Annotated in this window: 25 protein-coding genes, 1 tRNA gene, 1 pseudogene and 1 riboswitch; of the genes and pseudogenes, 11 read left to right on the top strand and 16 right to left on the bottom strand. The window is 68.8% G+C overall.

Annotated elements, in window-relative coordinates:
* Positions 1–13 precede the first annotated feature (13 nt).
* From KME78_RS07110 to KME78_RS07085, 6 genes are all read right to left on the bottom strand, one after another.
* Positions 14–781: a trypsin-like serine protease gene (locus tag KME78_RS07110; RefSeq protein WP_219527963.1), complete on the bottom strand. Its 768-nt coding sequence runs from the start codon at positions 779–781 to the stop codon at positions 14–16.
* A gap of 127 nt (positions 782–908) precedes the next feature.
* On the bottom strand, positions 909–2132 hold the full coding sequence (gene fdhA, locus KME78_RS07105; protein ID WP_219527962.1) for a formaldehyde dehydrogenase, glutathione-independent: 1224 nt from the start codon (positions 2130–2132) through the stop codon (positions 909–911).
* A 57-nt stretch (positions 2133–2189) separates the two neighbouring features.
* A complete protein-coding gene (locus tag KME78_RS07100) occupies positions 2190–3089 on the bottom strand; it encodes an MIP/aquaporin family protein (RefSeq protein ID WP_219527961.1) in 900 nt (299 codons plus the stop codon).
* Positions 3090–3160: 71 nt separating this feature from the next.
* Positions 3161–4966 carry a selenocysteine-specific translation elongation factor gene (gene selB / locus KME78_RS07095; protein ID WP_219527960.1) on the bottom strand — a complete coding sequence of 602 codons (1806 nt, stop codon included), beginning with the start codon at positions 4964–4966 and terminating at the stop codon, positions 3161–3163.
* Complete coding sequence (selA, locus tag KME78_RS07090; protein ID WP_246650588.1) at positions 4966–6258, bottom strand: L-seryl-tRNA(Sec) selenium transferase; 1293 nt, start codon at positions 6256–6258, stop codon at positions 4966–4968. The genes selB and selA overlap by 1 nt, the downstream gene beginning before the upstream one ends.
* Positions 6259–6270: 12 nt before the next feature.
* Positions 6271–6363, bottom strand: a tRNA-Sec gene (locus KME78_RS07085).
* Between the two features lie 59 nt (positions 6364–6422).
* Here KME78_RS07085 and selD point away from each other — a divergent pair.
* The gene (gene selD, locus KME78_RS07080; RefSeq protein ID WP_219527959.1) at positions 6423–7427 is read left to right on the top strand and encodes a selenide, water dikinase SelD; all 1005 of its coding nucleotides are present in this window, start codon (positions 6423–6425) and stop codon (positions 7425–7427) included.
* 41 nt (positions 7428–7468) lie between these two features.
* On the opposite strand, the pseudogene KME78_RS63985 reads toward selD, so the two are convergent.
* A pseudogene (locus tag KME78_RS63985) lies at positions 7469–7597 on the bottom strand (DUF4287 domain-containing protein); the annotation flags it as partial.
* 17 nt (positions 7598–7614) lie between these two features.
* Between KME78_RS63985 and KME78_RS07075 the strand changes: the two are divergent.
* Complete coding sequence (locus tag KME78_RS07075) at positions 7615–7839, top strand: hypothetical protein (protein ID WP_219527958.1); 225 nt, start codon at positions 7615–7617, stop codon at positions 7837–7839.
* Between the two features lie 30 nt (positions 7840–7869).
* Here KME78_RS07075 and KME78_RS07070 read toward each other — a convergent pair whose 3' ends face one another.
* Together KME78_RS07070 and KME78_RS07065 are read right to left on the bottom strand one after the other, a co-directional pair.
* A complete protein-coding gene (locus KME78_RS07070; RefSeq protein WP_219527957.1) occupies positions 7870–9369 on the bottom strand; it encodes an alpha/beta fold hydrolase in 1500 nt (499 codons plus the stop codon).
* Between the two features lie 55 nt (positions 9370–9424).
* Positions 9425–9916 carry a hypothetical protein gene (locus KME78_RS07065; protein WP_219527956.1) on the bottom strand — a complete coding sequence of 164 codons (492 nt, stop codon included), beginning with the start codon at positions 9914–9916 and terminating at the stop codon, positions 9425–9427.
* Positions 9917–10019: 103 nt separating this feature from the next.
* On the opposite strand from KME78_RS07065, the gene KME78_RS07060 reads away from it, so the two are divergent.
* Both KME78_RS07060 and KME78_RS65965 read left to right on the top strand, forming a co-directional pair.
* Positions 10020–10604 carry a TetR/AcrR family transcriptional regulator gene (locus KME78_RS07060; protein WP_219527955.1) on the top strand — a complete coding sequence of 195 codons (585 nt, stop codon included), beginning with the start codon at positions 10020–10022 and terminating at the stop codon, positions 10602–10604.
* 215 nt (positions 10605–10819) lie between these two features.
* Complete coding sequence (locus KME78_RS65965) at positions 10820–10942, top strand: hypothetical protein (RefSeq protein WP_281428629.1); 123 nt, start codon at positions 10820–10822, stop codon at positions 10940–10942.
* A gap of 182 nt (positions 10943–11124) precedes the next feature.
* Here the strand turns inward: KME78_RS65965 and KME78_RS07055 are convergent, their stop codons facing one another.
* Positions 11125–11430, bottom strand: a complete 306-nt coding sequence (locus tag KME78_RS07055; protein ID WP_219527954.1) for a hypothetical protein — start codon at positions 11428–11430, stop codon at positions 11125–11127.
* Positions 11431–11623: 193 nt separating this feature from the next.
* Between KME78_RS07055 and KME78_RS07050 the strand changes: the two genes are divergently transcribed.
* From KME78_RS07050 to KME78_RS07040, 3 genes are all read left to right on the top strand, one after another.
* Positions 11624–12166: a GntR family transcriptional regulator gene (locus tag KME78_RS07050; protein WP_219527953.1), complete on the top strand. Its 543-nt coding sequence runs from the start codon at positions 11624–11626 to the stop codon at positions 12164–12166.
* Positions 12167–12180: 14 nt separating this feature from the next.
* Positions 12181–12897: a GntR family transcriptional regulator gene (locus KME78_RS07045; protein ID WP_219527952.1), complete on the top strand. Its 717-nt coding sequence runs from the start codon at positions 12181–12183 to the stop codon at positions 12895–12897.
* A gap of 102 nt (positions 12898–12999) precedes the next feature.
* Complete coding sequence (locus KME78_RS07040; protein ID WP_219527951.1) at positions 13000–14376, top strand: sensor histidine kinase; 1377 nt, start codon at positions 13000–13002, stop codon at positions 14374–14376.
* Here KME78_RS07040 and KME78_RS07035 read toward each other — a convergent pair.
* Positions 14314–14958 carry a response regulator gene (locus KME78_RS07035; RefSeq protein WP_219527950.1) on the bottom strand — a complete coding sequence of 215 codons (645 nt, stop codon included), beginning with the start codon at positions 14956–14958 and terminating at the stop codon, positions 14314–14316. The genes KME78_RS07040 and KME78_RS07035 overlap by 63 nt on opposite strands.
* A 2-nt stretch (positions 14959–14960) precedes the next feature.
* Positions 14961–15836: a CPBP family intramembrane glutamic endopeptidase gene (locus tag KME78_RS07030; protein WP_219527949.1), complete on the bottom strand. Its 876-nt coding sequence runs from the start codon at positions 15834–15836 to the stop codon at positions 14961–14963.
* Between the two features lie 197 nt (positions 15837–16033).
* On the opposite strand from KME78_RS07030, the gene KME78_RS67045 reads away from it, so the two are divergent.
* Complete coding sequence (locus KME78_RS67045) at positions 16034–17230, top strand: right-handed parallel beta-helix repeat-containing protein (protein WP_219527948.1); 1197 nt, start codon at positions 16034–16036, stop codon at positions 17228–17230.
* A 46-nt stretch (positions 17231–17276) separates the two neighbouring features.
* Here the strand turns inward: KME78_RS67045 and nrfD are convergent, their stop codons facing one another.
* Genes nrfD through fdh form a run of 3 tightly spaced genes read right to left on the bottom strand, consistent with a single transcriptional unit; the run spans position 17277 to position 22154 of the window.
* A complete protein-coding gene (gene nrfD, locus KME78_RS07020; RefSeq protein ID WP_246650587.1) occupies positions 17277–18182 on the bottom strand; it encodes an NrfD/PsrC family molybdoenzyme membrane anchor subunit in 906 nt (301 codons plus the stop codon).
* Positions 18179–18970: a 4Fe-4S dicluster domain-containing protein gene (locus KME78_RS07015; RefSeq protein WP_219527947.1), complete on the bottom strand. Its 792-nt coding sequence runs from the start codon at positions 18968–18970 to the stop codon at positions 18179–18181. The genes nrfD and KME78_RS07015 overlap by 4 nt, the downstream gene beginning before the upstream one ends.
* Entirely contained in the window at positions 18963–22154 is a 3192-nt protein-coding gene (gene fdh / locus KME78_RS07010; RefSeq protein WP_246650583.1) for a formate dehydrogenase, read from the bottom strand. The genes KME78_RS07015 and fdh overlap by 8 nt, the downstream gene beginning before the upstream one ends.
* 61 nt (positions 22155–22215) lie before the next feature.
* Here fdh and KME78_RS07000 point away from each other — a divergent pair, with 61 nt between their 5' ends.
* From KME78_RS07000 to KME78_RS06990, 3 genes are all read left to right on the top strand, one after another.
* Positions 22216–22518 (top strand): PadR family transcriptional regulator, encoded by a 303-nt coding sequence (locus tag KME78_RS07000; RefSeq protein ID WP_246650577.1) that lies wholly within the window; start codon positions 22216–22218, stop codon positions 22516–22518.
* A 28-nt stretch (positions 22519–22546) separates the two neighbouring features.
* Complete coding sequence (locus tag KME78_RS06995; RefSeq protein ID WP_219527945.1) at positions 22547–23362, top strand: hypothetical protein; 816 nt, start codon at positions 22547–22549, stop codon at positions 23360–23362.
* 53 nt (positions 23363–23415) lie between these two features.
* A riboswitch (SAM riboswitch) is annotated at positions 23416–23504 on the top strand.
* A gap of 7 nt (positions 23505–23511) precedes the next feature.
* On the top strand, positions 23512–24135 hold the full coding sequence (locus tag KME78_RS06990) for a GNAT family N-acetyltransferase (protein ID WP_219527944.1): 624 nt from the start codon (positions 23512–23514) through the stop codon (positions 24133–24135).
* 7 nt (positions 24136–24142) lie between these two features.
* On the opposite strand, the gene KME78_RS06985 is transcribed toward KME78_RS06990, so the two are convergent.
* Positions 24143–24664, bottom strand: a complete 522-nt coding sequence (locus tag KME78_RS06985; RefSeq protein ID WP_219527943.1) for a hypothetical protein — start codon at positions 24662–24664, stop codon at positions 24143–24145.
* Positions 24665–24767: the final 103 nt, after the last annotated feature.

Raw genomic sequence — 24767 nt, 5'->3', positions numbered from 1 at the left:
CCGGGGACATGTCTCAGGGCAGCGTGACGAACTTACCGAGGAACTGCCGGGCAGCGGCGGTGTCCAGGCGGTAGTCGAAGTTGGTCGCCTTGCAGAAGTCGTCGGCTCCGCTGACGGTGGTGGCGATGAGGAGGTGCGAGGTGGGACCGCCCAGGAAGTTCGGGCCGCCCGAGTCGCCGAAGCAGGTGCTCCCGTCGCCCTTGGAGCGGTTCACCGACAGGTCGAGCCACTTGCGGGAGAGGGCCTCGAAGGAGATGGAGGCCTGCTGGCGGATGTCGGAGTAGTCGAAACGCCGCTCTTTCCGGCCCACCGCGCCATATCCGACGGGGGTGAACCGCGCTGTCTTCAGCTTGTTGTCGGCCTTGAGATGGTCGAGCATCCCCGCGGCCGGCAATGAAGCCGGCTTGATGCCCGGGACGGCCGTCTTGAAGATGACGACGGCCATGTCATGAAGCTCGGAGCTGTCCTTGAAGCGCGTGTCCGGCACGTAGCGGCCGGTGTAGGTCTTGTCCCCACGCTGGTACTCGCTGTCGAAGGAGACCTGGGCGGTCTTCTGGCCGTGCTCTCCGCAGTGGGCGGCGGTGAGGAAGACGGTGGGCGAGATGAGCGTTCCGGTGCAATAGCTCCACGTGCCGTCGTCGTGCGGCTTGCCGGCGATGAGAGCTCCCACCTCCGGATGGCCGTTTCCGTCGGCGGAGCCATGGGTGATGGCAGCGGACGCGGGCGTGGCGACACCGGCCACACTGGCCACAGCAATCAGGGCAAAGGGGACAAAACGCATGCGGGAACTGTAAGTTGCGTCAGGCCTCCGCACAAAAGAATGGGGGGAAAATTTACCTACCGATTGTCACGCGGCAGGACGAAGGCGACGTGCTGCGAGCGGCGCTTCGCACCGCTCGCAGTTGTCGCTAGGACGACCTGGCGAGCATGCCGTGCGGGTCGAGCACGTACTTGCGCGCGGCCCCCTCGTCGAACTCGTGGTAGCCCCGCGGCGCGTCGTCCAGCGGGATCGCCGTGGCGTTGACGTTCTTGGCGATCTGCACCCGGTCGTTCAGGATCGCCATCATGAGCTGACGGTTGTACCTCATGACCGGGCACTGTCCGGTGACGAAGGAGTGCGACTTGGCCCAGCCGAGGCCGATCCGGATGGACAGCGAACCGCGCTTGGCCGCCTCCTCGTGCGCACCGGGGTCGCCGGTGACGTACAGGCCTGGGATGCCGAGCGCGCCACCCGCCCGGGTGACGTCCATCAGCGTGTTGAGCACCGTGGCGGGGTGCTCCTCCTCCGACTCGTGTCCGTGACCGCGCGCCTCGAACCCGACGGCGTCGACGGCGCAGTCCACCACTGGTTCGCCGAGAATGTGCTCGATCTGGTCCTTCGGCTCGCCCAAGGCTACGTTGATGGTCTCGCAGCCGAAGGTGTGCGCCTGGTCCAGCCGCTCCTTGTTCAGGTCGGCGACGATCACCACGGCGGCACCGAGCAGGAACGCCGAGGTCGCCGCGGCGAGCCCGACCGGGCCGGCGCCGGCGATGTAGACGGTCGATCCCGGCTTCACCCCCGCGCTCACGCAGCCGTGGAACCCCGTCGGGAAGATGTCCGCGAGCATGGCCAGGTCGAGGATCTTCTCCATGGCCCGGTCCTTGTCCGGGAACTTGAGCAGGTTCCAGTCCGCGTACGGCACCAGGACGTAGTCCGCCTGCCCGCCTACCCAGCCGCCCATGTCGACGTAGCCGTACGCCGAGCCGGGCCGGTCGGGGTTGACGTTCTCGCAGACGCCGGTCTTGCCCTCCTTACAGTTGCGGCAACGGCCGCAGGCGATGTTGAACGGTACCGACACGAGGTCGCCGATCTTGACGAACTCCACGTCGGGACCTACGTCGACCACCTCGCCGGTGATCTCGTGGCCGAGGATGAGGCCCTGCGGAGCCGTGGTGCGGCCGCGTACCATGTGCTGGTCGCTGCCACAGATGTTCGTCGCCACCGTTTTGAGGATGGCGGCGTGCGGTAGTTTGCGCCCTACATTGGCCGGGTTTACACCTGGGCCATCTTTGAGCTCGAATTCGGGATAGTCGGTCTCGCGTACCTCGACCTTGCCTGGACCGTCGTATGACACGCCCCTGTTACCGGGCATGACGATCCCTCCCTTGTACGAAATGACGGATGTTTCGTTCGGTCACTTGGTCACGGATCACCTCCTGTGTCCGAGGTGCCAGCGGCGGCGGCCTCCGTGCCCCACCCGGTCACGGATCTGTTCGTCGTGCGGCTGCCGGGCCGCCGGAATGTCACCCACGGCACCCTGCGCGGCCTCGGCCATCTCGCTCCGCGGCTCCCCCGCGCCGACGATCTCTCCGGCGGCGCCCTGTTCGACCAGCTCCGGCACCTCGCGGGCCGGGCGTGCCACCAGGTCGTACACCACGACGGCCAGCACCGCGCCGATGATCGGGCCGGCGACGTAGACGCCGTACAGCGCCCATGGCGCGTTGCCGCCGAACAGAGTGGTCGTCAGGTACGGCCCGAACGTACGGGCCGGGTTGATGGAGCCGCCCGTCAGCGGGCCGATCAGGAAGATCTCGCACGCCACGGCCAGTCCGATCATCCAACCGGCCCAGCCGGACGGCGCCCGCCGGTCGACCGCCAGCGCCATGATCGTGAGCAGCAGCAGGAACGTCCCCAGTGCCTCCAGCAGGATGCCCTGCCCGTAGTTCACGCCCGGCCCGAGCGCCGTCAACCCGACGCCCATGGTGACAGCCCGCCGGCCGAACCCACCCACGATCAGCAGGCCGCCGGCGAACGCGCCGACGAGCTGGGCGACGATGTAGAACGGCACCTCGGCCCACGGGAACCGGCGTCCCGCGGCCAGGGCGATGGTGACCGCCGGGTTGATGTGCGCGCCCGACGTGGTGCCGAACGCGTAGATGACCAGCGCGACCACTATGGCGAACGACAGCGAGATGATGCCGAGCCCGGGATAGTCCAACCGGCCGTTCCCCATGACCAGCGCGGCCACCACGGAGCCGGCACCGAACAGCACCAGCAACATCGTTCCGATGGCTTCCGCGACGAGACGCCGCGGCAGGTCTCCAACCATCGCAACCCCCCGATGACGATGGTTTATCCCCAAATTCGAATATATACCTGACATCCCGAAAAGGAGTTTTGTCAGGGGCAGCGGCGATGGACCTCGTCCACCCGTCGGGTGAGCCCGCTCCGGTCGAGGTGTTCGAGCAGCGGCACCGCGACCCGCCGGCTGGTGTCGAGGGCGCGCCGGGCCTGGCTCACCGTGAAGGGCTGCGGCAGGCGGCTCAGCACCTCAGCCGCCCGGGCGTCCGCGCCGGGCAGCAGCACGATCCCGTCGGTCACGCGCAGCAGCCGCCCGGCCCGTACGGCCGCCGCCACCTCCCGCGAACCCAGCCCCAGCTCGGCCAGCCGCCCGGCCTCCGGCGCCTGGAACGGGTGCGCCGACAGCTCCACCCTCAGCCGCTCGACCGCCCGGGCGACCGGCGCGGGCAGGGCGGAGGGGCCGGTCATGATCCGGCCCTCGGTGAGTGTGAGGGGTGGGCGTACCAGCGCGGCGACCAGTTGCCGATCGGGCAGGTCGAGCTCGTGGCGGGCGGCTTCGAGTGGCATGCCGGGGTCCAGCGGGTGTTCGACGGCGTACCGGCGCGCCGTGGCCGTCAGCCGCTCGGCCAACTCGGCCCAGTGGTCGGGATCGGCGTACCAGTCCCCGCAGACCGTGGCGGTCACGCCCAGGTCAGACGCGCCGACCACTCCCGTGCCGTATGTGCCGGATGTGCCGGATGTGCTGACCATCGCGATCAGGTCGGCCGCCCGCAGCAGCCGGTGGATGCGCAGGGCGGAGGCGGCGTCCGGTCCGGCCGACTCCAGGCGGGCGGCGTGCTCCCGCGCCGCGCCCCGGCGGCCGAGCGCCGGCGGACGTACGTCGAGCACGCTCGCCCCCGCCAACACCCGTACCTCCGCCCGGTCCCGGCCGGGATCGCGCAGCAGCAGCACGTCCCCGAGGCGGAGCGGGAGCGGGCGGGCCAGGCGCAGCCGTACGACACGCCCGCCGAGCATCCGCACCTCACACCCCACCGCCGCCGACCCGATGTGCGCGATCAGCCGCCGAGGCGGCCGCCACTCCTCCCCGACATCGCGGAGATCCCCTACCGGGGAGATCCGGACGTCGACCAGCTCCGTGTACGTCCACCGGCCGGGTGTGACCAGCGCCCGGCCTCGCTCAGGCAGCCCGTGACCACGCAGGTTGACCGCCACCCTGGCGACACCGGCCACCGAGGACAGCGGCTCCTTCAGGGCCTCCAGCGCCCGCACCCGTACCGACTCCCCACCAAGCGCCAGCTCGTCACCCACCGAAATGGTGCCCGCAGGCAGAGTTCCGGTCACGACAGTCCCGCTACCGACCACGCTGAACGCCCGGTCGATCCACAACCGCACCGGCGCCTCCGGATCAGGCACGGGAAGCCCGGCGACCAGCCGATCCAGCGCCTCCCGCAGCCCCCCGAGCCCCTGTCCGGTCCGCCCGCTCACCACCACAGCCTCAAGCACACCAATGGTCAGCCGAGTACGGGCCTGTTCGAGGGCCGGGCCCGGGTCGGCGAGGTCCGCTCGGGTCACCACGAGCAGGCAGTGCCGCACGCCGAGCGCCTCCAGCGCCACCACATGCTCCTCGGACTGCGGCATCCACCCCTCATCCGCGGCCACCACGAACATCACCGCCGGCACCGGCCCCACCCCGGCCAGCATCGTCCCGAGAAACCGCTCATGCCCCGGAACATCCACAAAGGCAAGGCGCCGCCCCGACGGCAGCGTCGTCCACGCGTACCCCAGCTCGATCGTCAGCCCGCGCCGCCGTTCCTCCGCCAGCCGGTCGGGCTCCATCCCGGTGAGCGCCCGCACCAGCGTGGACTTGCCATGATCGACGTGCCCCGCCGTGGCCACGACGTACATCAGCCGCCTGCCCCGAGGATCGCCCGCACCACGTCCTCGTCGCGCTCACCGGGAACGGTACGGAGGTCGAGCAGCAACCGCCCGCCTTCGATCCGTCCGACCACCGGCGGCTCACCGGTCCGCAGCGGTGCGGCGAGCCGTTCGGGCAGGCTGACGGCGGCGCTCGGCAGCGTCACGCCGGGCGCCCCGCCGCCCCCCACGGCGGCCTGGCTGGGCACCGCCCGCGCGTCGACACCCGCGTCGACGAGCCGCCCGGCGAGCACCGCGGCCCGGTCACCAAGCGCGGCGGGGTCGGCGCGCAGCGCCCGCCGAACGGGCACGGCGGGCCCGCGGAGCGTGGCCTCCAGCGCGGCCAGCGTCAGCTTGTCGACCCGCAGGGCGCGGGCGAGGGGGTGCCTCCTGCACTGTTCGACCAGGTCACGGCGGCCGAGGAGGAGACCCGCCTGCGGCCCGCCGAGCAGCTTGTCGCCACTGGCCGTCACCAGATCCGCCCCGGCCGCCAGTACGGTCGTCGCGTCCGGCTCGGCGGGCAGCAACGGCTCACGAACGAGCAGGCCGGAACCGATGTCGGCGACGACGGGCACGCCGAGCCCGGTCAGCTCCCCTACCTCGACGGAGCCGGTGAACCCCTCGATCCGGAAGTTCGACGGATGGACCTTGAGCACGCATCCGGTCTCCGGTCCCACTGCTTTGGCGTAGTCCTGGTAGGAGGTGCGGTTGGTGGTGCCCACCTCGCGCAGCCGCGCCCCGGTGGAGCCGAGCAGGTCGGGGATGCGGAACCCGTCACCGATCTCCACGAGCTCGCCCCGGCTGATCACGATCTCCCGCCCGGCGGCCAGTACGGTCGCCACCAGTACGAGCGCGGCGGCGTTGTTGTTGACGACGTGCACGTCCTCGGCGGCCGGCACGGCCCGGGCGAGCGCGTCCAGCGCACCCCGCCCGCGCCGGGCCCGAGCACCGGTCGCCAGATCGAACTCCACGTCGGCGGGGCCGGCCACGGCGACCATCGCCTCGATCGCGGCGGCCGACAGGGGCGCCCGGCCGAGATTCGTGTGCACCAGCACACCCGTCGCATTGATCACCGCTCGCAGGCTCGCGGCCTGCGGCGGGAGCGCCGCCACCGCCGCGTCGGCCACCTCCTCGGGACCGATCTCACCGCTCCGCGCCCGCCGCTGCGCCCACGCCACGGCGTCCTTGACGACCGACCGCCCCAGCCGCCCGCCCGCCGCGACCAGCCGCGGATCGGCGAGTACGGCATCGGTACGCGGTACGTGCCTTCGTGGGTCCACCATTCGAAAATAAGACGGAGGCGGACGGGAATCGAACCCGCCAGGCCGAGGACCTCGGCCTCGTCGGTTTTGAAGACCGCGGGGGCCACCAGGCACCCAGACGCCTCCAAGGGGAAACCTACTCGTTCAGCGGGGTATGAGCTGAAACGCCACACCCGGAGGACGCCATGACACGATCCAGCGAGAAGGTCCGGCTGACGCAGTACGCACACGGTGGCGGCTGCGCCTGCAAGATCCCGCCAGGCGAGCTGGAGGCCGTGGTGGCGGACCTCCACACACGTGACCCCGGCGCCACAGGTGAGCTGATCATCGGGCTGGACGACGGGGACGACGCCGCCGTGGTCCGCATCGACGGCGACCGGGCGATCGTGGCCACCGCCGACTTCTTCACCCCCGTCGTGGACGACCCTTACGACTGGGGCCGCATCGCGGCGGCCAACGCCCTGTCAGACGTGTACGCCGTCGGCGGAGAGCCGTTGGTGGCGGTCAACCTGCTCGGCTGGCCCCGGGAGAAGCTCCCCTTGGACCTGGCGAAAGAGGTGCTGCGCGGCGGCCTGGACATGGCCATGGCCGCGGCCTGCCACGTCGCCGGCGGCCACAGCGTCGACGACCCGGAACCGAAGTACGGCATGGCCGTCACCGGCCTGGCCGATCCCGCGCACCTACTGCGCATCGACGGCGGCCACCCCGGCCTGCCGCTGTCTCTCACCAAACCGCTCGGCATCGGCGTGCTCAACACCCGGCACAAGGCGACCGGCGAGGTCTTCCCGCAGGCAGTAGCGGCGATGACCACCCTGAACCGCGACGCCTCCCGAGCGGCGCTGGCCGCCGGAGCGGAATGCGCCACGGACGTGACCGGCTTCGGCCTGCTGGGCCACCTGTACAAGCTGGCCAGGGCGAGCGGCGTCACGGCCGTCGTGGACGCAGCGGCCGTACCGTACCTGGAAGGGGCCCGTGAGGCGGTACGCGACGGCTACGTCAGCGGCGGCACCCGCCGCAACCTCGACTGGGTCCGTCCATGGCTCGATCCCGGCGACCTGGGCGAGAACGACCTGCACCTCCTCGCCGACGCCCAGACCTCCGGCGGCCTGCTGGTGGCCGGAGAGATCCCCGGCGCACCGATCATCGGCGAACTACTCCCCCTGAACGGCCCCCACCTGCGACTCCGCTGACCATCTAGTAAGCAGCAGCAGCGTTTGCGCGGGTCAACTCCTCAGGGCCGATTGTTCTTGCCGTCCAGCCACAGCGTGTCGGACTCATCGCGATGGGAACCCGAGCTGTCGACGTGTTTAGCGTCGATCTTCGACCCCTTTTTGATCACGTGCACCAACGCCATCGCGTGCCGGCTACGAGGTCCGCATGGGCGATGTCACGCTCCACCTGCAGATCATCGATGGAACACTCACGGACGGCATCGGCCCGCACCCTGCCCCCGACCTCGTCATCGAACGGCTGACCGGCCACCCCATCCGCGAACTGATGAGTGGCAGCAAGACTCCCAGCGAAGTACTCCACGACGGCAGCGTGCGCGTGGAAGGCGATCCCGCGCTACTCAGCCGATTCCCCGAGATGTTCCGCTTCTGATCAACAGACCGATGATCCGCCGGGTTCGGCTCAGATCCGGGTAACGATGACCTGCCAGGCCTGGATGCCGGCCGATCCGGTCGGGCTGTCGAGCGTCGTTGGTTCGAGCGAGTCGATCCGCCAGCCGTCGGCGAACGTGGTGGTGATGTCGTCGAGGGTCACCCGCCGCGGTCCCTGATCGCCCGGCTCCTGGTCGCTGAAGCACAGCATGAGGTACCGGCCGCCCGGCGTGAGCACGCTGCGTACGTTGTCGACGTAGGTGGCGCGCTCGTCGTCGTCGAAGATGTGGAACAGCCCGCAGTCGAGCACCGTCTCGTAGGATCGTCCGAGGTCGGTCAGGCGCTGGGCGTCGCCCAGGACGAACTGCGCCGAGAGTCCCCGCTGCCGCGCTTTGTCCTCGGCGGCGCGCAATGCCGCGGGAGCGAGGTCGACGCCGGTGGCGTCCAGGCCGAGTGCGGTGCACATGAGCACGTGCTCGCCGGTCCCGCAGCCGACGTCCAGCACCCGACCCTCGATGATGCCCCTGTCCGCGAGTGCACGCATCGCCGGTTGGGGCCGGCCGAGATCCCAGTGCGGCGTGGCGACGTACGAGTCGTCCCACTCGCCTGGACTCATCAAACCCGGCGAATGTGTCGCGTGGTAGCCCCCGTTATGACCCGGCTGGTGGTCGCGATCTAAATCCCCGTGGCCCGGGTGATCGTGGCCCGCGGGGTTCGGCGGACTCTGCGGTATCGGAGCGCCGGTCCGCTCAAGCGCCGCGACGAGCCCAAGGGCGAACCCCTCGGGGTACGAAACGCAACCGACATGGCCACCAGGCAGTTCGACGACGGTTCGGCCGAGCGTCTGGCCCAGCACCTCGGTGACGTCGTGCGCCGGGTAGCCGTGTCCGTCGCGGCCGACCGCGGGCACGATCCGGTCGGCGTACGTCCTGAGCGCGGCCAGGTCCAGCTCGACCGCCGGGTACTGGCGCAACTCATGCTCGAACCAGTAGGCGGCATTGGCGTCGTTGCGTGGCGCGCCCGCCATGACCAGCCGATCCGACGGTGGGAAGGTACGGTCACGGAACGCCTCCAGCGCCGGCCCGATGCCGACCCGGCGGTACATCTCATAAAGCTCCGCGAAAACGTCGATCCATTTCTGCCCGTCGGGCAGGTACCGCATGACCGGCGGCTCGAACGGGATGACGGTGCCGACCGCGGCCGGATGCCGGGCGAGCGCGGTGAGCGCCACGATCGCGCCGGAACTGGCGCCGAAGACGATCGCGGGGTCGTCGCCGAGGTGCGTGATCAGCCGCTGGACGTCGTCGGCGTCGGTCGCCAACCGGCGGCCGTAATCCTGCGGTCCGTCCAAACGGCTGCGTGAGAAGCCGCGCCTGTCGTAGATGACGACCATGTACCGCGCCATGAGGTGTTCGGTCACCCTACGGAAGACGTCTGCCGTGCCGCCCGCCCCCGCGATCATGACCAGGGTCGGGCCGCTGCCGTGGGTCTCGTAGTAGAGCCGAGCCCCGGGCACATCGAGGTAACTCATCTGCCTTCTCCATTCTTGAAGATCTTGATCGCAAGCCGGAGCCGCACCGGGCGGGTCATGTGAGGGCCTGCTTGATCGCCGCGAGATGCGCCGCCTGGTGCGCCGTCATCTCGTCGATCACCTGCTGGAGCGTGCGGTGCCCGTCGGCGAACCGGTTCGCCTTGGCGGGCACGCTGTCGAGTTGCTGGTCGGTCAGGTCGCCCAGCAGGGTGACCGGCTGTTCCACCCGGTGCAGCAGTTCCAGCACGTCGGCGACGGTCGCGGGCGGCGGCGCGTGCCGGTGGCCGGCACCGTGCGCATGGCCGTGACCGTGGCCGTGTTCAGGAGCGGCCGGGACGTACCCGGTCGAATGCAGGAACCGGCCAAGACGGGCATAACCCTCGGCCAGATGCGCAGCGGCCGAGGCGACGGTGCCGGTCGTTTCCCCATCACCATCTGGGCAGCACTTACTCAGGTCCGCGTCGTCCAGGGCGGCGAAGACCGCCGCGCTCTCGTCGAGTTGGCGGCGCACCTTCGCCATCAGCTCAACGCCATGTCCGTCCACCACGATGTCTCCTCGTGTCGGTGCCAACGAGATCAGTTTTGCTATACATAATGTCTCTGTCAATTGCAGAGTGTCTCGATGCTTGTCACTGTGTATCATCGAGCTCATGCCGAGGCTGTGGAACGAGACCATCGAGGCGCACCGCCGCGACGTGCATCAGGCCATCCTCGACACCACCGCCGAGCTCGTCACCGAGCGCGGGCTGCGGTCGGTGACGATGGCGCAGATCGCCGAGCGGACCGGCATCGGGCGCGCGACGCTCTACAAGTACTTTCCGGATGTCGAGGCGATCCTGGTCGCCTGGCACGACCAGCACGTCGCCGGCCACCTCCAGAACCTTGCCGACGCCAGGTCGACGGCCGCGGACCCCGCCACGCGACTGCACGCCGTGCTGGCCGCCTACGCACACATCGCCCACGAGATGTCACACCGGCACCCCGGCACCGAGCTAAGCGCGCTGCTGCACCGCGACGAACGCGTCGCACATGCTCAACAGCAACTGCACGACCTGGTCCGCGATGCACTGACCGAGGCCGCCCACGCGGGCATCATCCGCGCCGACGTCACCCCCGACGAACTGGCGACCTACTGCCTGCACTCCCTCACCGCGGCCGGCGACCTGCCGTCAACGGAATCGATCGGCCGCCTCGTCACGCTCACGCTGGCCGGACTACAACCCGACGAACGGTAACGACCGAGGCGGCCGATCTTGAGGAGCGGCAGCCCGGGTGGCGCGGTCGGCATGTTGGCCACAACACGTTGGTCGCGGTTGCCACCTGTTTTGGCTTTGCCACAGGCGCGTCCACGCCGAACAGGACAACATCGACACGGGGTCGCCCCATAAGGACGACGATCACCACCTCGCCCGGCCGGACCAGTGCAAACCCTCCCGGACGTTGAGGAACTTTGCTCACAGTGACCTGCCTGGGGCAGTTCATGGTGCTGCTCAACAGCACGATGGCGCTGCCCGATATGCAGTCCCTGGCCGGCGCCCACGTACTGCCGTTGCTGGCCGCGGACAGGCCGTAACACCTCATCAGGCCCGATCACCCCCGACTCGATCTGCAGGTCGTCCCAGTGGACGGACCATCGCCGCACCCCGCCAGGCAACTGGCCTAGCTCGTCCTCCAGCGCGATCAAGGCGAACGTGCCATTACGCAGAATGCTCACCACGGTGCCTTGCCGTCGGGCGGAAGAGACGACATCGGCGATCAGCTCCGAGTGCGGATGGTGCCGGTAGACCTCTGCGTACCGGCAAGCCACCCGCCGAGCGGCTCTAACGGGTTCGTCCGCTGGATGCCGGGCGTACAAGACTCGCTTGCGCTGGTCGTTCCAACCACCCGCCACCAGAACCAGTTGCCATCGCACCACACCACGAGGCTGACCCACACCGATACCAGAGCAAGCCCGTAGCCGACGTGAATGTCGGAGGCGATGCCCTGATCAGCCAGGGCATCGCGAAGGGCATGAGCGCTCTGTGCAGGGCTGATGGCGATCACCGACGGCTTGAGAAGCATGCATCCCCACCCCTTCGACCTCTTCGCGGGCCGCCGATCCTAGACCCGATCGACTTGCGACAACCTTACTGCGATTCGCGAAAGGCAGTAAAAAAACAACGTCCGCCAGCCACAACTCCCTTGATCAGCGTGTGACGCCACCGACCCGGTACGGTGGCTGCTGAACGGGCTTTCGTGACCGAAGGAGGAGCGCATGGAAGACGCGGGCTGGGTCAGCGTTTCCGCGCCCTACGTACGGCCGCGGCGTCCCGGAGAGCCCGATGCATGGGCGGAGGAAGCCGCCCAGCACGGCAAGGTTGGGACGCACCACCTCCAGGCAGTGGAAGAGGTCCATCCGCCGAAGGAAGTTGCGCGGGCCTTCGGACTGGCAGCGGATCAGACCGCCTTCGTCCGCCGCCGTCTCGTGCTCGCGGACGGCCAGCCCACGGAGCTCGCCGATTCCTACTACCCGGCGACGATCGCCCGTGGCACTCAGCTCGCCGAAATGCGGAAGATCCCTGGCGGGGCTCCCACCCTTCTCGCCCAGCTCGGCCACCACCCGCACAGCGCGGAAGAAGCCGTCCGAGCCCGCCCCGCGACCGAATCAGAGCGACAGGCTCTCGATCTTCGACCAGAGGACTGGGTTCTACTCCTGACCCGCATCGTTCGAACTGACGACGGAACGCCGATCGAGGTCAGCGTGATGACGATGGTGGCCCACGGTCGCGAGTTGCGCTATCAGATGATCATCAAGTGAGGAGACCGGCAATCGTGGGTACGCGGCTGGATTCTCGTCCGCGCCATCAGCAGATCGCGGCCGAACTGCGTGCGGAGATCATGTCCGGTGACCTGAAGTCGGGCGAGCAACTCCCTTCCACGCCTCACTTGGTGGCACGTTTCAACGCGGCGAACGCAACGATCCAGCGCGCTCTTCAGTCACTGAAAGACGAAGGATTCGTACGCGGCCACGCTGGGAAGGGCGTGTTCGTCCGCGACAGGCAGCCTCTCGTTGTCAACACGAGCACGTACATGTCTCCAGATCCCCGTGGATATAGCTACGAGCTACTGAAGGTCGGGCAGGTAGCACCGCCCAGTGATGTGGCTGCGGCGTTCACTGTCAGCGGTGAAGATCTCGTCGTCATGCGTCATCGACTGCTGCTGCACGACGGCGCCCCCGTGGAACTGTCATGGTCTTACTACCCGGTAAGCATCGCAGCAGGAAGCCCGCTGGCCGGCCGGGGAAGAATCCGCGGTGGCGCGCCACAGGTGCTGGCCGACCTCGGGTTTCCGCAACACCACTTCATAGACCGCATCTCCGTTCGGCAGCCGACCGAAACGGAGGTGCAGGAGCTGGATCTCCCACCTGACGTGCCGGTGTTTCGGCAGTTCCGTGTCGTCTACAGCGACAGTGAGCGGCCGGTCGAAGTGTCGGTCTTGATCAAGGGTGGGCACCTGTACGAGCTGTCGTATCACCAGACCGCAGACTGACGGACCCGGACGCGAGTCGACGGGAGGAGCTCCGTGGATGACCCCCGTGGTCACCACGGGGTTTGGCGCGTCGCTGGAGCGGCCAGGCTCCACAATGGTCGGGTGCCCAGGCTGATCACCCTACTCGCGGTCGTGCTCGCCGCCTTGGGAACAATGGCCATGATCGGTGCGGAGTTCGTGGTGACGAAGGTCCCGCTGCTGTTCATGGGATATGCGGCGGGGGCTGCCGCGGTATCGGGTGGCCTCTGGGCGAGGACGCGGTGGCCGGACAGCCCGGTGGGATCGTTGCTGGCCTGGAGCGGGGTGATGTGGCTGGCCACCGGGGTCGGCTACGCGGGCGCGCCCGCGGCTGTCGCGCTGGGCGCGGTGGCGGCGGCCCTTCAGCACGGACTGCTCGGACACGTGATGGTCGTGCTCCCGCACGGCCGCGCGGACACGCCGGTCCGTCGAGGGGTCGTGGCGCTCGGCTACACGGTGCCACTCCTCTCCGCCGCGATGTCGATGGCGTACGGAGAGCAGCCCGACGGGGGGTGCCTCTGTCTGGCTCAGGTGTCAGGACGGACGGCGCTGGCCCTGTTCGGGGTGGCGATCGCCGGTGCGTATGCGGTCGGGCTGTCAGCGGCGGTGTTCCTGCGCTGGGCTCGGCTGCCGCGGCAGGAACGCGATGCGGCCGTCACGTTCTCCGGGCTGGTGCTCATGCTGCTGGTGCTGGTACTCGAGGCGGAAAACCTGGCGCAGGCCGGTGGACTAGCGGTGTACTTCACCGGCGGGTTGCTGGACAGCCTGGTCGTGCTGGGTTTCATCGTCTGGCCGCTGGCCTATCGTGTCGTGCTCGGACGCAGGGAGGCGACGCGCCGGATGGCCGAGCTCCTCGACGCCGGCGATGAGGCCAGGCGCCGGATCGAGCGGGACCTCCATGACGGCGCCCAGCAGCGGCTGGTCAACGTGCGGCTGTTGCTGGGACTGGCGCGTGATGAGCCGGCCCGCCTCGGTCAGGCCGTCGCCGAGCTGGGCCGGGCTTTGGAGGAGTTACGGGAGTTGGCGCGCGGCGCGTTCCCCGCGGTGTTGGCCGATGCTGGGCTGGGTCCCGCGCTCGGCTCGCTGGCTGAGCGGGCCGCCCTGCCGGTCCGGGTGCGAACCGATCTGCCCGTTCGGCTGGCGCCGCAGGTCGAGCGCACCGCGTACTTCGTGGCCGCGGAGGCGCTGGCCAACGCGAGCAGGCACGCCCGCGCGACAACCGTGGGGATCACCGCTGTGCTGGAAAAGGGCCTGGTGACCGTGGAGGTGACCGATGACGGATGCGGGGGTGCCGTACCGGGAGGAGGCCTGCGCGGCCTGGCCGACAGGGTGGAGGCGTGCGGGGGGAGTTTCTTACTGCACAGCCCGCCTGGGGCTGGAACCACCGTACGAGCTGTGCTACCCGCGCAGATATCGGAGGACGGCCAGGACCCGTCGGTTGTCGGCGGCCGTGTCCGTTAGGCCGAGCTTGCCGAAAGTGCCACGGACATAGCCTTCGACCGTCTTCTGCGTGAGTCCGAGCAGGTCAGCGATGCCCTGGTTTGATCTGCCCTCCGCGACGAGAGTGAGCACTTCCCGCTCACGTGGGCTGAGCCGGTCGAGCGGGCCGGGCTCACGGGGCCGGGACACCAACTGCGAGACCACGGCGGGGTCGAGCACGGTCTGTCCGGCCGCCACGCGGTGCAGCGCGTCGGCCAGCTCGGCCGGTGCCCCGACCCGGTCCTTCAGCAGGTAGCCCGTCCGGTGCGGGATACCGCCGAAGAGCTCTCCCGCGTGGTAGGTCTCCACGTGGTTGGACAGGAGCAGCACCGCGACGGACGGATGCTCCCGGCGCAGCCGGATGGCCAGCTCCAGCCCTTCGACCGTATAGGTGGGCGGCATGCGGATGTCCAAGATCGCCACCTCGGGCGGGTGGGCGCGAACCAGTCGCGCCAGCGTCTGCCCATCGCCGGCCAGGCCGGTGACGGTGAACCCCGCGCGTTCCAGAAGGACGGCCAGGCCCTCGCGGAACAACGCGGAATCGTCGGCGATCATCACCTGCATGGTCACACGGTAGCCAGAGCCGCCTTCCCGCGCGGCGCCCGGATGTGGCCCGCCCGCGCGGCCAGGAAGAGAAGGACAGCTCCCACGACCGTGGCGACCAGGATGAGGACGAGTCCGGACTCCGGATCGCCAGGGCCGCCGGTCCACAACTGCGGGCCGTTGACATGCCCTCGCAGCAAAGGGGTTTCGCTGTTGGCGCCGGCACCGGTCGATCCCGCCCCGAACACCGAGTTCTCGAACAGGTTCCAGCCCGTATGGATGCCGATGGGCAGCCACAGCGAGCGGGTCAGCAGGAAGCCGCCGCCGAGCACGAGCACGCCCGCCACGGTGACGCCGACCAGTGTCAGGGCCGTGGCGTTGGCGTTGGGCGCGTGGATGAGCCCGAAGACCACGGCGCTGAGCACAAGCGCCCACCAGGAGCCGATGGCCTTCTCCGGCAGCCGCAGCATCACGCCGCGGAAGGCCCACTCCTCCCAGAAGGCGACATACAGGGCGAGCAACGTCATGGTGACGAGCGAACCAATGTCCACCGTGACCGCCGAGACGGTGTACCAGCCGGCCACAGCCATGATTCCGAACACCGCCGCCTGAACACCCGCGCCGACCGCGAAACCGCTCAACAGGTGGCGGACCGCGTTCTTGGCCGGGAAGCCGAGACCGGCGAGCGATTGACGCTCCATGCGCCGGGCCAGCGGAATGGTGATGAGCGCTGCCACCACTCCGGCCAGGCCCAGCAGCAGCCCCAAGACCGGGGTGAAGTTCTCAGGGCCGATCTGTAAGGCCGTGGCCAGGACGGCTTGCAGGGCGAAGAAGACGGCCAGCACCACGAACAGCAGGGCGAATGCCTGAGGCAGCGGATGGCCGAGGAGTTTGCGCATGGGGGAACTCCGGTTGGTAGGGGGCGGCTCGATACTCCGGCACGCTGCTCCAACCGTTCAAGATCCGTATTTTCCTCGAGGGATAACCCTGGGGACGGGTTCCGCGCATCTGTGACCAATCTGACATTCATCTCAATAGCCATACATTTCATACTGATCTTGCACGTAAACGATCTTTATCCCCCTGGAGACGAGAAGTGCATAAATCGGTATTCACCCTGGTCTCGGCCACCGTCCTGGCCTTGGCCGCCACCGGGATCGCCGTCATAGCGCAACCGACCCCCGCCGAGGCCGCCCGCAAGGAGGTGCAATGCACCGGCACGGACGACGCCACGATCATCAACAACGCCATCACGGCATCGAAGGCCGGCGACGAGATCGTGATCTTAGGACGCTCGGTGACCGCGGCCGAGCCGGCCGTGTGCGTCATCAACAAGACCATCGTGCTGCGCGGAGATCGCACGTACCGCGGTGACTCGCGCACCGGCCTGCGGATCAAGCAGGCGGACAGCGTGAACCTGCCCGCCCTGCTGGCCTCGGACACCTGGGACGCGAATCAGGCGTACTCCGGCAACCCCATCCGCGTCGAGCGGCTCACCCTGGACGGCAACCGCGCCAAGAACACCACCGGGACCGTCGGCCTGATGCTGCGCTCCTGGGGCAGCAGGATCTCCGACATCCAGATCGAGCAGACCTCCTCGGACGCCATCCGCCTGAGCAACCCGTCGAAGAACGGGACGACCATCGATTCCGCCACCAACACGATGGTGAACGGGGTGATCAGCGACGTCTACATCACCGGCTCCGGCGGCGCGGGCGTCAAGGTCCTCGACCCGGACGGCGGCGTGATCACCGACTGGACGTTCACCCGCTCATGGGTACGCGACAGCGGCACCAGCGCCGTCGAATCGGACAACGCCGCCGGCTGGCTCCTCAGCGACCTGCACCTGTACGGCAACGCGAGCAGCGCCCTCGACCTCAACCGCTGCTTCGGCACGTCGATCCAGGGCAACTACATCGAGGACTTCGGCTACCAGGCCACCACGGCAGAGGCGTGGTTGTACGGCATCCGCTGCGTAGTGCAGGAAGGCGCGACCACGACGATCTCCAACAACAAGATCCACAACTTCCGCGACGCGGGCAAGACGCCGCCGACGGGCCCTCACTACTACTACATCGCCCTGGACGGGGTGGACTCGGGCGCCGGGAACGTCGTGGTCACCGGCAACGCCATTCTGGGCAACGGCACCGCCGACCAGACAGGGCTGCAGTACGAGAAGAAGAGCGGCGCGTCACTGACCGTCGTCTCCACCGGCAACCTCGTCAAGAACGTGACCAAGCCCCTGGTCAAGGTCCCGAATGACACGACGGTCACGGTGAACGCGGGCCTCTGACACACCTGCTCGGGCGCGCATGCGACCGCATGCGCGCCGCGCTGTCCTAGGTGCAGAGGCGCTCTCGCTGCGGAACGACGGTGTACTTCGGGTCGGCGGCCGACGCCCTGCCCGCCTCCAGGATGCCGAACCGAGTACACAGCGCACCCGCCGTCAGGGCGAGACCGGAAAGCGCGGTCAGGACACGGCCGCGCCCGGCGACCGCCGCGAGCAGCCCGCCACCCGCCGTCAGCACGCGGGCCGAGAGCATCAGGCGCCCCGCCTTCCCCACCCGATACGGCTCACCGACCAGCCCGAGCCGACGTTCCATCAGCATGCCCGCGACACTCTCCACCACCGCCCCGACCACCGCCACCACCCGAGCCGGCCCCGCCTCCGCCCGAGGGGTCGCCAGCATGCCCACCGCCCCGGCGCTGGCCAGCGCGCTCCCGGCGAACAGGAACGGCAGCTCCCGATAGGCCTCGTGCCAGGCGGGTACGGCGGTGTCGGCGACCACGACGGCCGTGTAGGTGGCGGTCAGCGGGCCGGTCAGGCCCGTGGCGAGGGCCGCCGCGTCGCCCGCGACGGGCAGGATCCCGGTCAGCTCGGTCGAGGCGGCGACCGCCGACAGCCCGCCCTGGGCGGCCAGGAGCCAGGAGCCCAGGCTCATCGGCGAGGTGGGCTTGAACACGCGGAACATGTTGAGAAACCGAGAAGGCCTGCCCAGTTCGGCTATGAGGAACCCGGTGCCGGCGGCGGCGCCGAGCGCCGCCGCGACCCGGGCGGTGCGCGCCAGCCGGTCGTGCCCAGTGAGCCCGGCCATGACCGCCATCACCGACGAGGCCCCCGACAAACCCCCCGAATAGAGATATGTCGGCATATGGGGTTCGTGCCAGACGGGGGCCTTGAGCACCGGCCGGCCGTAGTACGAGCGGAACTCCGCCTCCGGCACCATCGACCGCTCCCGCGTCATCGCCGCGCCCCCGAACCCACAAAGGCCACCGCCACCGCCCCGGCCAGGGACAACGCCGCCACCCCCGCCCAACGCCACATGGACGGCAGGTCGCGGGTGGTCACCACGGGATCCGGCGGCAGCCCGTACACCTCAGGCTCGTCAAGCAGCAGGAAGAACGCGCCCGCCCCGCCCACCCCGTCGTCCGGGCTCTCGCCGTACAGCCGGGCCTCGGTCCGCCCGTCGGCGCGCAGCCGTTCCACCCGCTCCTCCGCCCGCTCGCGGAGCTCGTCGAGCGGGCCGAACTGGATCGAGTCGGTCGGGCACGCTTTGGCGCAGGCCGGTTCGAGGCCGCCGCGCTGCCGGTCGTAGCACATGGTGCACTTCCACGCCCGCCCGTCGCCCTCCCTGCGGTCGATCACCCCGTATGGGCAGGCCGAGACGCAGTAGCCGCAGCCGTTGCAGATGTCCTCCTGGATCACCACCGTGCCGAACTCCGTGCGGAACAACGCACCGGTCGGGCAGACGTCCAGGCAGGCGGCGTGCGTGCAGTGCTTGCACACGTCCGACGACATCAGCCACCGCTCCACGCCGTCGTCAGCGCGGTCGTCAGGCGCCCGCACCGACTGCTCGATGAAGGCCACGTGCCGCCAGGTGCTCGCCCCGAGCGCCCCGGTGTTGTCGTACGAGGTCGCCTCGAACACGAACCCGTCGTCGGGCAGCTGGTTCCACTCCTTGCAGGCCACCTCGCAGGCCTTGCAGCCGATGCAGACGCTCGTGTCGGTGAAGAACCCCATCCGCTCAGCCATGGCGGTAACCCTCCAGCAGATCGAGCATCGCCTGTCCCCTCGGCCGTCTGCCGGGCCGTACGTCGCAGGTCATGGCCTTGCCCTCCTGAATGTGCACGTTCGGGTCGAGCACCAGCGGCAGCAGGTCGTTGGCGACGTCGCCGGTCACCAGGCCGCCACCGCCCCAGCCCCAGTGGTACGGCAGGCCGATCTGATGGATCACCCGGCCCTGGACGCGCAGCGGCCGCATCCGGCCGGTGACCAGCACCCTGGCCTCGATCACGGTGCGGGTGGTCACGATCGTCGCCCAGCCGCCGTTGACCAGCCCCACCTCGGCGGCCAGCTGCGGGGACACCTCGCAGAACAGCTCCGGCTGCAGCTCGGCCAGGTAGGCCAGCGGCCGGCTCATGCCGCCCGCCGTGTGGTGCTCGGTGAGCCGGTACGTGGTCAGCACGTAGGGGAAGCGCGGCGACTCCGGCGGGTTGTAGGGGCTCTCCGGCCGCGAATAGATCTCGCGGGCGGGGTTGGCCTGCTGGGCGTACAGCGGGTTGCCGACCGGCGACTCGTGCGGCTCGTAGTGCGCGGGCAGCGGGCCGTCGGCCAGCCCGGCCGGCGCGTACAGCCAGCCCTTCCCGTCGGACTGCATGATGAACGGGTCGATCCCGGCCAGCGCCGCCTCGGCCTTGGCACCTTCGGGCGGCACGTAGTCCGGTGGCTTGCCCTTCTCGAAGTCGGGCACGTCGTGGCCGGTCCACTCCCCGCGTTCGGCGTCCCACCAGACATAGGCCTTGCGCTCGCTCCACGGACGGCCCTCCGGGTCGGCGGAGGCCCGGTTGTAAAGGATCCGCCGGTTGGCCGGCCAGGCCCAGCCCCATTCGGGCGCCACGGGGGACTGCTCCCGCCCCGGCCGGCGCCGGGCCGCCTGGTTGACCTCGTCGGCGTAAACCCCGCAGTAGATCCAGCAGCCGCAGCTGGTGGACCCGTCCGGCTTGAGCTGGGTGTAGGAGGACAGCGCCCGCCCGTCCGGGCCGACCCCGTTGATCTCGCGGAGCACCGCCGACGCCGACGGATCCCGGTGCGCCCCCTCCTCGGGATAGTCCCAGGTCAGCTCGCGCAGCGGCCGGTCGATCTCGTCGCCGGTCAGCCGCCGCCTGACCAGCTTGCCGAGGTGGTAGTAGAACCACAGGTCGCTGCGGCAGTCGCCCGGCGGGTCGAGCGCCTTCTCCCGCCACTGCAGCAGCCGCTGGGTGTTGGTGAACGTGCCTTCCTTCTCCACGTGGCTCGCGGCGGGCAGGAAGAACACCTCGGTGGCGATGTCCTCGGTACGCAGCTCCCCGGTCTCCAGCTCCGGGCCGTCCTGCCAGAAGGTGGCCGTCTCCACCAGCGTCAGGTCGCGTACCACCAGCCAGTCGAGGTTGGCCAGGCCGAGGCGCTGCGCCCGGCCGCCGGAGGAGCCTACGGCGGGGTTCTCCCCCACCACGAAGTAGCCCTTCACCGTCCCGTCGATCTGGCCCATCACGGTGTTGTAGTGGCCGTGGTCGCCGGTGAGGCGTGGCAGGTGGTCGAAGCAGAAGTCGTTCTCCTCGGTGGCCGCCTCCCCCCACCACGCCTTGAGCAGGCTCACCAGGTAGGAGCGCCGGTGACCCCAGAAGCCCTTCTCGCCGCCCTCGCGGGCCAGGTAGTCGGCCAGGCCCTCGTGCCGGTGGGCGTGGGGCATGGACAGGTACCCGGGCAGGAGGTTGAACAGCGTCGGGATGTCGGTCGAGCCCTGGATGCTCGCGTGCCCGCGCAGCGCCAGGATGCCGCCACCGGGCCGGCCCATGTTGCCCAGCAGCAGCTGGAGGATCGCGGCGGTGCGGATGTACTGCGCGCCCACCGTGTGCTGGGTCCAGCCGACCGAGTACACCCAGGCGGTGGTGCGCTCCCGGCCGGAGTTCGCGGTGATCGCGTCGGCGAGCTCGACGAAGTCCGCCCGCGAGATGCCGCACAGCCGCTCGACCAGCTCCGGGGTGTAGCGGGCGAAGTGCCGCCGGAGGATCTGGTAGACGCAGCGTGGATGGCACAGCGTCGGATCCGTCGCCGCGCTGGGATGCGCGGCGGGCCCGCCGGAGCCGTAGGTGTCCGCACCGGCGGCAGCGGCGTGGTGCCGGCCGCCCTCCAGGTGCTCGCCCGGCGCCTGCTCGCCCGTCCCCTCGTACGCCCAGCTGCTCGGGTCGTACGTACGCGTCTCCGGGTCGAAGCCGGAGAACAGCCCGTCGAGGTCCTCGGTGTCCCGGAAGTCCTCGGACACGATCGTGGCGGCGTTGGTGTAGGCCAGCACGTACTCACGGAAGTCCAGCTCATTGCCGAGCACGTGGCTGATCAGCGCCCCGAGCAGCACGATGTCGCTACCCGCGCGGATCGGCAGGTGGCGGTCGGCCAGCGCGCTGGTCCGGGTGAAACGCGGATCCACGTGGAACACCTTCGCCCCCCGCGCCTTGGCCTCCACCACCCACTGGAACCCCACCGGATGGCATTCGGCCATGTTGGAGCCCTGGATGACGATGCAGTCCGCACCCGCCAGGTCCTGCTGGAAGGTGGTCGCGCCGCCACGCCCGAAGCTGATCCCCAGACCGGGGACGGTGGAGGAGTGTCAAATACGCGCCTGGTTCTCCACCTGGATCGCGCCGAGGGCGGTGTAGAGCTTCTTCATCAGGTAGTTCTCTTCGTCGTCGAGCGTCGCCCCGCCCAACCCGGCGATGCCCATCGTGCGGCGCACGACCTTGCCCTCATGGGTCTGCTGCCACGTCTCCCGCCGGGTCCGCACGACCCGGTCGGCGATCATCTCCATCGCGGTGCCGAGATCGAGCCGCTCCCACCCGGTGCCGTGCGGCCTCCGGTACAACACCTGTGTCTGGCGCCCGGGATGCGTGACCAGTTGCTTGCTCGCCGACCCCTTGGGACACAGCCGCCCGCGCGAGATGGGCGAGTCGGGGTCCCCCTCGATCTGCGTGACCCGGCCATCCTTGACGTACACGAGCTGCCCGCAACCGACCGCGCAGTAGGGACAGACCGACCGCGCGACCTTGTCGGCCTCCTGGATGCGGGGAGTCAACGCGTCGGTACGGGCGGAGCGCGCGGCGTCGCTCCTGCCGTCCTCTCCCTTGAGCTGCCGAACCACCGGCCACCGGGAGAACCATCCCCCACCGGACACAATGCGAGCCATGCCCAGATATGTACGGCCTAACCACCGTTATATGCATAGATCATCGACATATGCTGATCGCATGAGGCAAATGCAGGAGCCCAGCTTCCTGATCCTGACCGCGCTCGCTGCCGGTCCACAGCATGGATACGGCGTCATCACCGACGTGGAGCGCATCTCCGACGGCCAGGTCCGCCTACGCGCCGGCACCCTGTACGCCGCTTTCGACCGCCTCCAGGCGGAAGGACTCATCACCGAGGACCGGGAGGTCGAATCCGATTGCGTACGAGGAAGCCGGCATTCAATATTGACTCGGAATCCCGAGGAGAGCCGGTTCTTAAATGGCAAACCATTCGAAATACCCACGAATCCGACATCCTGTTGAGCAGCGGCGTTGGTGGAATCGGCCTGCCGTGAAATGGGCCGGCACTGCCATTGCCACCCCGGTGCTTGTCGGCGTGCTGATCTGGGCGATACAACAGCCGTTCACCTCGTCGGCCCGCCCGAGCGCCACACCGGATTCTCGTACGCCCTCTCCGACCCCGACACGCCCCGCGGGGCCAGCGGCGTCAGTCGATCTCGTCCAAGTGGAACATTCGAACCTTCACAACACCTGGATCTTTCCCCAGGTGGTGACCCTCTCAGGTGATCAACTTGCCCAGCTCAATGCCCTACCGGAATATTCAGATGCACAACACAGGTGGTTTCGGCAACAAGGTGGCGTCGACCCGTACAGCACCGACCTCAAGATCGTCGTTCACGGAAACGCGGATCGGCCCGCGCGCATCATCGGAATGAAGGCGGTCCCCCGCTGCGGCCCACCGCTGGCCGGCACATTGTTCGAGAGCCCGAGCGCGGGCAGCGAGGACAGCATAAAGATCGGCCTCGACCTCGATGAAGCAGACCCCCGAGGCAAGACGCTGGTCAACGACTCCGAATGGGGTGGAGATTATTTTCGAGAGAAGACGATCTCCCTCAAACGCGATGAAGAGATCGCTTTTCAAGTGATCGCGACAACACAAAAGCATTACTGCGAGTTCTCGATCGAGCTCGATGTGCTCAGCAACGGCAAACTGACCAATCAGCGCATCGACGACCACGGCAAGCCTTTCAAAGTCAGCGCCCGCAACACCGACTACGCCTCCTATCAGAAAATGTATATCGGCGGAGTGGCCAACGACGACGGCAGCGGCAAGTGGCGCAGTGTGGATCCGCAGACATACCAGTAGGTCGGGTTGACGTTTGACGCCGCCCGCCACGCTGAGGCAGGATCTCTCCACCGAGATCATCCAGAGGATCCGAGGGGCCTGGCCCGATGACGGTCCGGCAACCTGCCCGAGGGCAAGGTGCCAACGCCAGGAACGATGAGGAGAGTCCCATGAGCCCACGGCTCGATGTCCCCGTGCTTCATGGATCGTCCGTTCGGCTGGAGCCGCTGGCGATGAGGCACGCGCCGGATCTGGCGCGGGCGGCAGAGGAGGATCGTTCCTCCTACGGTTTCACCTTGGTCCCCCGGGCCACCGAGATCGAGGATTATCTGGCGGCCCAGTTCGCTCGGGTGGACGAGGGGCTGACTCCGTTCGCGCAGGTTCGGGTGCGGGACGGGATGGCGGTGGGATGCACCGCGTTCTGGGACCCCCGGACCTGGCCGGACCGGCAGGACCTGCGCGCCGTCGAGGTCGGTTGGACCTGGCTCGCGGCTTCGGCGCAGGGCGCCGGGATCAATCTCGAGGCGAAGCTCCTCCTCTTCACCCATGCGTTCGAGACGCTGGGCGTCGCGCGCGTCGACCTCAAGACGGACGCCCGCAACGAGAGGTCTCGTCGGGCCATTGAGCGCCTCGGCGCGTGCTTCGAGGGGGTGTTGCGTAGCTGGTCGCCGTCCTGGGCGCCCGGCGAAGCGGGGATGCTGCGAGATTCGGCCATGTTCTCCGTGATCGCGGCCGAGTGGCCGACCGTCAAGGCGGCGCTGCACACTCGCCTCACCCCCGTGAGTGGCGGGTAGTCCGCCATCAGGCGATGATCATTGCTACCAGGACGAGGGCCGAACCACCCATCACCACAGCGTGGCGAATGTTCTGGAGGACAGGCATGACCCAGGTGGGAAAGCCGTCCCCGGCGGCCTTGAGGAGGGCCTGCACGTCGATGCGCTGAAGGATCGGGTCGCCCTTGCGGTCGAAGGCGGCCTTCACCGACTTGGCGGCGGTCAGCTGGCTGTACAGGATGAGGACGTTGCCGGCGAGCACGATCGGCTGGAAGATCCACGACAGGGTCTGTCCCCAGTGGCTGCCGGACAGGTTGAGGACGGCGACGATCGTCATGACCAGAGCGACCGTGGCGGGGACGATCGTTTCGTGGCCACTGGCGTCAAAGCTGATCTTGTTCTGTTCCAGGACGGCTACGGGGACGCCTTGGCGGTTCAGTTCCGCCTCCGCGCAGGCTTTCGCGCGGGGTCCGTAGAGGTGGCGTACCAGAGGGATGCTCAGGAAGGCCAGGGCGATGAGCAGTTGCAGCAGAGCAGCGAATGCGATCATGGTGGGTGTTCTCCTCATCCCGGTGTTCCGTTCTCGACGAACACGACGATGCCCACCACCCCTGAGACCCGGCTGACCGCGCGCTGTCACGGGCCCGCGGCGA

Origin of the sequence: Nonomuraea guangzhouensis, from assembly GCF_019396345.1 — a bacterium.
GTDB lineage: Bacteria > Actinomycetota > Actinomycetes > Streptosporangiales > Streptosporangiaceae > Nonomuraea > Nonomuraea guangzhouensis.
The sequence above is the reverse complement of the archived record's forward strand: the minus strand, read 5'-3'. Positions and strand labels throughout refer to the sequence as shown.

Excerpts from the sequence above, each read along its gene's own strand:
- KME78_RS07110 (WP_219527963.1), bottom strand. The coding sequence starts at position 781 with ATGCGTTTTGTCCCCTTTGCCCTGATTGCTGTGGCCAGTGTGGCCGGT.
- fdhA (WP_219527962.1), bottom strand. The coding sequence starts at position 2,132 with ATGCCCGGTAACAGGGGCGTGTCATACGACGGTCCAGGCAAGGTCGAG.
- KME78_RS07100 (WP_219527961.1), bottom strand. The coding sequence starts at position 3,089 with ATGGTTGGAGACCTGCCGCGGCGTCTCGTCGCGGAAGCCATCGGAACG.
- selB (WP_219527960.1), bottom strand. The coding sequence starts at position 4,966 with ATGTACGTCGTGGCCACGGCGGGGCACGTCGATCATGGCAAGTCCACG.
- selA (WP_246650588.1), bottom strand. The coding sequence starts at position 6,258 with ATGGTGGACCCACGAAGGCACGTACCGCGTACCGATGCCGTACTCGCC.
- selD (WP_219527959.1), top strand. The coding sequence starts at position 6,423 with ATGACACGATCCAGCGAGAAGGTCCGGCTGACGCAGTACGCACACGGT.
- KME78_RS07075 (WP_219527958.1), top strand. The coding sequence starts at position 7,615 with ATGGGCGATGTCACGCTCCACCTGCAGATCATCGATGGAACACTCACG.
- KME78_RS07070 (WP_219527957.1), bottom strand. The coding sequence starts at position 9,369 with ATGAGTTACCTCGATGTGCCCGGGGCTCGGCTCTACTACGAGACCCAC.
- KME78_RS07060 (WP_219527955.1), top strand. The coding sequence starts at position 10,020 with ATGCCGAGGCTGTGGAACGAGACCATCGAGGCGCACCGCCGCGACGTG.
- KME78_RS07055 (WP_219527954.1), bottom strand. The coding sequence starts at position 11,430 with ATGCTTCTCAAGCCGTCGGTGATCGCCATCAGCCCTGCACAGAGCGCT.
- KME78_RS07050 (WP_219527953.1), top strand. The coding sequence starts at position 11,624 with ATGGAAGACGCGGGCTGGGTCAGCGTTTCCGCGCCCTACGTACGGCCG.
- KME78_RS07035 (WP_219527950.1), bottom strand. The coding sequence starts at position 14,958 with ATGCAGGTGATGATCGCCGACGATTCCGCGTTGTTCCGCGAGGGCCTG.
- KME78_RS07030 (WP_219527949.1), bottom strand. The coding sequence starts at position 15,836 with ATGCGCAAACTCCTCGGCCATCCGCTGCCTCAGGCATTCGCCCTGCTG.
- nrfD (WP_246650587.1), bottom strand. The coding sequence starts at position 18,182 with ATGACGCGGGAGCGGTCGATGGTGCCGGAGGCGGAGTTCCGCTCGTAC.
- KME78_RS07015 (WP_219527947.1), bottom strand. The coding sequence starts at position 18,970 with ATGGCTGAGCGGATGGGGTTCTTCACCGACACGAGCGTCTGCATCGGC.
- KME78_RS07000 (WP_246650577.1), top strand. The coding sequence starts at position 22,216 with ATGAGGCAAATGCAGGAGCCCAGCTTCCTGATCCTGACCGCGCTCGCT.
- KME78_RS06990 (WP_219527944.1), top strand. The coding sequence starts at position 23,512 with ATGAGCCCACGGCTCGATGTCCCCGTGCTTCATGGATCGTCCGTTCGG.
- KME78_RS06985 (WP_219527943.1), bottom strand. The coding sequence starts at position 24,664 with ATGATCGCATTCGCTGCTCTGCTGCAACTGCTCATCGCCCTGGCCTTC.